The sequence below is a fragment of the Paracidovorax cattleyae genome (genome assembly GCF_900104515.1).
Lineage (GTDB): Bacteria > Pseudomonadota > Gammaproteobacteria > Burkholderiales > Burkholderiaceae_C > Paracidovorax > Paracidovorax cattleyae.
Map to the genome: position 1 here is coordinate 1 of NZ_FNJL01000073.1, position 5,422 is coordinate 5,422.

7 protein-coding genes and 1 pseudogene are annotated in these 5,422 nt (G+C 68.4%); all 8 read right to left on the reverse strand.

Annotation, left to right across the window (positions count from 1 at the left end; translation table 11 throughout):
• Positions 1 to 250: transposase (locus tag BLR05_RS26915; protein ID WP_244160182.1), on the reverse strand; the 250-nt coding region annotated here is incomplete at its 3' end.
• A complete protein-coding gene (locus BLR05_RS27420) occupies positions 192 to 479 on the reverse strand; it encodes a DUF2274 domain-containing protein (protein WP_279616047.1) in 288 nt (95 codons plus the stop codon). The genes BLR05_RS26915 and BLR05_RS27420, both read right to left, overlap by 59 nt.
• Before the next feature lie 47 nt (positions 480 to 526).
• Positions 527 to 1,849, reverse strand: coding sequence for a TraB/TrbI/VirB10 family type IV secretion system protein (locus BLR05_RS25360; protein WP_092840549.1), 1,323 nt, complete (start codon positions 1,847 to 1,849; stop codon positions 527 to 529).
• Between the two features lies 1 nt (position 1,850).
• Positions 1,851 to 2,120: pseudogene (locus BLR05_RS25365) on the reverse strand (TrbG/VirB9 family P-type conjugative transfer protein); the annotation flags it as partial.
• Positions 2,121 to 2,246: 126 nt separating this feature from the next.
• Entirely contained in the window at positions 2,247 to 2,948 is a 702-nt protein-coding gene (trbF, locus tag BLR05_RS25370; protein WP_092840560.1) for a conjugal transfer protein TrbF, read from the reverse strand.
• 26 nt (positions 2,949 to 2,974) lie between these two features.
• The gene (gene trbL / locus BLR05_RS25375; RefSeq protein WP_092840551.1) at positions 2,975 to 4,369 is read right to left on the reverse strand and encodes a P-type conjugative transfer protein TrbL; all 1,395 of its coding nucleotides are present in this window, start codon (positions 4,367 to 4,369) and stop codon (positions 2,975 to 2,977) included.
• Positions 4,362 to 4,670: a hypothetical protein gene (locus BLR05_RS25380; protein WP_092840554.1), complete on the reverse strand. Its 309-nt coding sequence runs from the start codon at positions 4,668 to 4,670 to the stop codon at positions 4,362 to 4,364. The genes trbL and BLR05_RS25380 overlap by 8 nt, the downstream gene beginning before the upstream one ends.
• Positions 4,671 to 4,684: 14 nt before the next feature.
• Positions 4,685 to 5,419, reverse strand: a complete 735-nt coding sequence (gene trbJ / locus BLR05_RS25385; RefSeq protein WP_092840557.1) for a P-type conjugative transfer protein TrbJ — start codon at positions 5,417 to 5,419, stop codon at positions 4,685 to 4,687.
• Positions 5,420 to 5,422: the final 3 nt, after the last annotated feature.

Here is a 5,422-nt window from a genome sequence, read left to right on the forward strand (position 1 = left end):
CCATCTGCTCGTCCGACAGGTTGTACAGGCGCTTCAAGACCAGGATGCGCACCATCACCTCGACGGGATAGGCCGGCCGACCACCCTTGCGGCCATCGCCGCGCTCGATGAGTGCATCCACCAGCCGCGCCAGCTCGGCGAAGTCGATGTGCCGCGCGATTACCTGCAACGGATCGCCCACTTCATCTCTCTTATGCTGGCGCGACGCCTCGGCAAACAGATCGAACTTCAAGGCGCTGCGAGGAGAGATCATGGTGAGGAGGACGGCTCAGGTCTTGTCGGTGAACAAGGGAGTGGCCGGGTTTTGAGAGGTTCCCGTAGGTCTGCCCATGCAGCGCGGCATAGCGGTCGAGGTCGGCCTTGAGGCTGGCTGGACACGCGAAGGTGATCTTGGTGCTGTCGGTCCTGGGCAGCGGCCCCAGCCGCAGCTTGCGGCGGTTCTGCGACGCGCGTGCGGCAGGGCTGCCATTGCCACGCACTTCGCTCTTCCCGCTGTCGATGGCATGAGTGCTGTCGTTGCCTTGGGTCATTGCGATGCTCCTTGTGGTTTGCCATTGGCGAAAAAGATCGACTGGTACGGCCGCAGCACTAGGTCCCGGTTGACGACGATGCGCACCGGCAGCCCAGGCCGGGCCGTCAAGGTGGACTGCACGTTGAGGTTCCGCCGGGTCAGTTCCTGCCCCACCTGGTTCACGGAGTCCTGCAGCCCGTCCCGGCCGGCGATGACGATGCGGTTGCCGTCCTGGCGGTTCTCCGGTGCGGCCAGCTCGGCTCCCACGCCGAGCAACGTGGTGAGCGCCGCGCCAGCGAGCAGACGGTCCCAGTGCCGGTCCACACCATCCTCCAGGCCCGCGTAGCCGGCCGGATCGGTGCCCATGAGGTTGTCGAGCGTGAGCGAGGACGTGTCGGGCAGGATGATCCGATGCCAGACGACCTGCAGGCGGCTCTGCCCGTAGCTGACCTGGCTGTTGTAGCGGCCGAAGATGCGCGAGCCTTGCGGGATGAGCAGATGCCGGCCCGTGGCGGTGTCGTAGACGGGCTCGGTTACGGTGCCGATGATGTCGCCCGGTAGGTCCGAGCGGATGCCGGTGACCAGAGCCGCGGGGATCACCGATCCGGCCATGACCTGGTACGGCGATGCGGGCATCTGCAGTTTTCCGGAATTGTGGGTATCCGGCGTTCCGGATTTCAGGAAAGCCTCTTTCTGGTCCTGCTGGTTCTGCACGGTGACTGGATCCGTGGCCTGCGGCGCGGTGGAGGCCGGCCCTGCGGCGAGCGGGTCGAAGGCCGCGAGCGCGGATGCGGGCGGCACCACAGCGCCCACGGCCGGCGGCGCTGCGGAGCTCGCGGCTGTGCCCGGACGGTTGTTGCCGGTGCGGAAGAACACCGACGATCCCGCGGCAGCCTCGGCCTCCTTGCGCAGCGCATCGCGCTCGGCCGCCGCGGCATCCTGGCCGGGCGGCGCGTAGGTGGCCACGGCCGGCTGCTGCTGTGCCTTGAGGATGGCCGGCCCCAGGTCGCCGGGCAGCGGCGGCCCCAACTCCGGCACTTTGGGCGCAGCCGCCGGCAGTTGCGAGTAGTCCTTCGGGAGCGCGTCCAGCCCTTCGGACTTGGCAATGCGATCGACGTTGTAGAGCTCGGGCTGTTCGCTGGCAGCACGCCGCTGCGGCTGCAGCGACCACATCAGCGCGCCGAGCACGGCGGCGGAGAAACCGCCGATCAGGACCGCGAGCGTGCGGCGGTTGAGCCGGGTCACGGCGCGCGGCTGGGCGCGCAGCGCGACGGTCTCCGGCGCCACCTTGGCGGGCTGCGGCGCGGTGGCGCCGTTGGGCAAGTCGTCCTGAAACATGTCAGTCCCTCCGCGATCCGTCGGTGCGTTCGATGCGCACCACCTCGCCCTCGCCCGCTTTGCCGTCAGCGCTCTTGCCGCCGCCAAGGCGCAGTTCGGCCGCGCCGAACAGGCGATCCACGACGTAGTACGGCGACCGGAAGCGGTAGTTCACCAACTGCGCATCACCCTGGGCGCCGATGACGAACAGCGGCGGCAGTTCACCCTGGGCGATGCCGGGCGGGAACTGGATGTACACCTTCTGCCCGTCGTCGAAAGCGCGCAGCGGCTTCGGGCAACGGCTGCGCCTGTACCGCCTCGTCGAGCGGGATGCGCGGCGCGGGCCGGCCCTTCGATGCACAACCTGCCAGGGCAACCGTTGCAGCAAACACGGAAGCGGAAACACGGAAAAATGAATTCATGGCTTGGCTCCTTCAGGGGCATCGAGTTCACGGCTCCATGAGAGGCCGTTGACGTAGATGCCCAGTGGGTTCTTGCGCAGCTTCTGCTCGGTCCGCGGAGGCTGCAGGACGATGGAGACGACGGCGGTCCAGCGCTCGGTACCGGCCAGCGCGCCGTTGGCGAAGCGCTGCTCGGTCCAGCGCACGTTGAAAGACGACTCGCTCGCGCGGACCACGCTGGTGATCTGCACGGTCACCGACTCCTTGCCGACACGCGCGAACGGATCGTTGGAGCGGGCGAAGTCGTTGAGCACGCCGGCCCCCTTGTCCGTGGTGTAGTTGTAGGCATCGAGCCAGTTCTGGCGCACGACGACCGGATCGACGGACAGCGAGCGCACTCGGGTAATGAACTGCGCGAGGTGGAAGGCGATCTGCGCGTCGGTGGGCTGGTACGGGGTGACTGCCTCGCCCACGGCCCGCACGTGTTCCTTGTCCACTTCGACGACGTAGGGTGTGACGAGCGACTGCGCGGAACGCCAGACGAGGCCACCGGCTATCAGCAGGGCCAGCGACAGGCAGCCAAAGGCCATCAGCCGCCAGTTCTTCGCCTGTACACGGGCCGAGCCGATGCGCTCGTCCCAGGCCTGGGCCGCAGACTGATAGGGAGTGGCAGGCTGCGGTGTGTCGCCATAGCGCACCCGCGGTCGTTTGAATCGCATGGGGATCTCCTTGATGGTCAGATGTGTCACTCGTCTTGGTCGCGCAGGCTTGGGCCCTGTGAGGAGCCACCGCCGTCCCCGCCGCGCAGGGCGTTGGCCGCCGTGCCTGCTGCATGACCGAGTTGCTGGCGGCGGTGCAGCCGCTTGGCCCATGCGGGCTGCGCCGAATCAGCGCCGCGTGCTGCGGAGCCGGCGTCAGGCCCTGCGCGCGAATCGCCACCGGCCGCGTCACCGGTCGGCTTGCCCGTACCAGCGGTGCCACCGCTGGCGCCGGCATCGAAGGCCGCGGCCATCCGTTGCTCGAAGGCCTGGAACCCGGCCGCAGCCTTGTTTCCGGCCGCGCGCATGCCCGCCCTCGCCATCTGCCCGAGGCCGGCGGCCGCGCCCTCCGGACCACCGCCCGCAGCAGCGGAGCCGGCCCGGAAAACGGAAGACGCGCGGCCGGCCGCAAAGGCCGCCGTGCTGGCCCCACGATCCAGTGCGCGGGCGGCGGCCGGCGCCATGCGCGCTCCGGCCGCGACGGCACTGCCCACGCCGGTCGCTGCAGCGCCGATGGCGACGGCCGTGCCGGCCGCGCCCACCGCTGCGCCGGCCATCGCGCCCGCTCCGAGTTGCGGTGCACCGGATACCAGCCCGGTGGCGATGCCTGGACCGAAGATGCCCAGCGCCAGCAGCGTGAGCGAGGCGAGCATGATGACCAGCGCGTGGTCGATCGAGGGCTCGTCGGGGTGCACCTGGAACTCGGCGAACAGGCCCGTGCCGATACCCACGATCACCGCCAGCACCAGCACCTTGATGCCGGAAGACACGACGTTGCCGAGGACTTTTTCGGCGAGGAATGCGGTCTTGGACCAGAGGGCAAACGGTACCAGCACGAAGCCGGCGAGCGTCGTGAGCTTGAACTCCACCAGCGTGACGAACAGCTGCACCGCCAGCACGAAGAAGCACAGGATGACCGTGAGCCAGGCCAGGAACATCACGACCACGGGCGTGATGTTGATGAAGACGTCCGGGAATCCGGCCATCTCGCTGACCTGCTCCAGGATGGGCGCCGCCGCGTCGATGCCGACCTTCGCCAGCCTGCCCGGCTGCAGGAAGTTCTCCATGTCCATGTCCGTCCCGCTGGCCGTGAGACCCAGGCCAGCGAACGAGCGGAACACTATTCCCGCCAGCTGATTGAAGTTGCCCAGGATGTACGCGAAGGCCCCGACGTAGAGCACCTTGCGGATCAGCCGGGCCATCACGTCCTCGCCCTGCCCCGAGGCATGCCCCAGCGCCCACCACAGGCCGGCGAGCGTCATGTCGATCGCGACCAGCGTGGCCGTGAGATACGCCACCTCGCCCTGCAGCAGGCCGAAGCCCGAGTCGATGTAGCGCGAGAAGGTATCGAGGAAACGGTCGATGATCGTGACGTCATTCATGGCAGGGCCACGTCGGTGGTTCGAAGGTCGCAGGCAGCGGCGGGATCTGCGCCAGCTCGCGGTACTCGCCCGCATCGCTACGGCCGGACAGCAGCCGCTGCAGGTCGGCGCGCGCGACGCGCTCGCACAGCTCGTCGTTCGGGCGCCCTTGCGGCGAGCCGTGCATGCAGCGCGTCCGCAAGGTGTCGAGCAATTCGGCGTCGCCGGCCAGCGCGTCCACCGACGGCAGTTGCGGCATGCCGCAGCCCGAGAGCGCGGCGGCGAACAGGCACAGCGCGGAGAGAACAGGTATGCGTAACATTGCGCGGCCTCCCCTCAGCGGCTGTAGAAGTCCACCGACCGCGGCGTGTAGGGCGTACCGCTTCCCAGGAAGCGGCGCGTGACCTCGCGCCCGCGCTCCGCTGCGGCGGACTGCCGTGCCAGCTCCAGCGAGGCCGCACGGTCCTGCGTGATCTGCAGCTGTTGCGCCTGGATGGATTGCTTGGCCTGCAGGGCTAGCAGCTGGTTGGTCGCCTGCATGGCCTGCAGCGCGCCCGTGGCCGACTGGCTCTGGCTGACCAGGTCGGCCAGTGCGCTTTCGTCGTCCCGCAGGTTCTGCGACACCTGCGCCTGCAGGCGCATGGCGGTGTGCAGGCCGTCCAGGGTGTTCTTCCAGTGTTCGCGCGCATCGCGGTACATCTGGTCGCCGCTGACCGTGGCGGCGTATTGCTTCGGGTACAGCCGCGCGAACTCGCGGTCCATGTTCTGCACGTCGTAGGCCAGGCCCTGGGCCTCGGCGATCAGGCGCTCGGTGGTCGCGAGGGCGGAACGCAGCCGGTTGACGATGTTGAAGTCCAGCTTTGCGAGATTGCGCGCCTGGTTCATGAGCATCTGGGCCTCGTTTTGGAGCTGGCGGATCTGGTTGTTGATCTGCTCCAGCGTGCGGACGGCGGTGAGCGTGTTCTGCACCAAATTGGTCGGGTCCAGCACGATGTCGCCGACGCCAAACAGCGCATGCGCAGGCTGCGCGGCGCCGAAGGCGAGAACGCAGGCGGCCGTCAAAGCCGCGATCTT

What these genes read in the sequence shown, in the direction of transcription:
- BLR05_RS25380 (WP_092840554.1), bottom strand. Translation starts at nt 4,670, where the DNA reads ATGTTACGCATACCTGTTCTCTCCGCGCTGTGCCTGTTCGCCGCCGCG.
- trbF (WP_092840560.1), bottom strand. Translation starts at nt 2,948, where the DNA reads ATGCGATTCAAACGACCGCGGGTGCGCTATGGCGACACACCGCAGCCT.
- trbL (WP_092840551.1), bottom strand. Translation starts at nt 4,369, where the DNA reads ATGAATGACGTCACGATCATCGACCGTTTCCTCGATACCTTCTCGCGC.
- BLR05_RS25360 (WP_092840549.1), bottom strand. Translation starts at nt 1,849, where the DNA reads ATGTTTCAGGACGACTTGCCCAACGGCGCCACCGCGCCGCAGCCCGCC.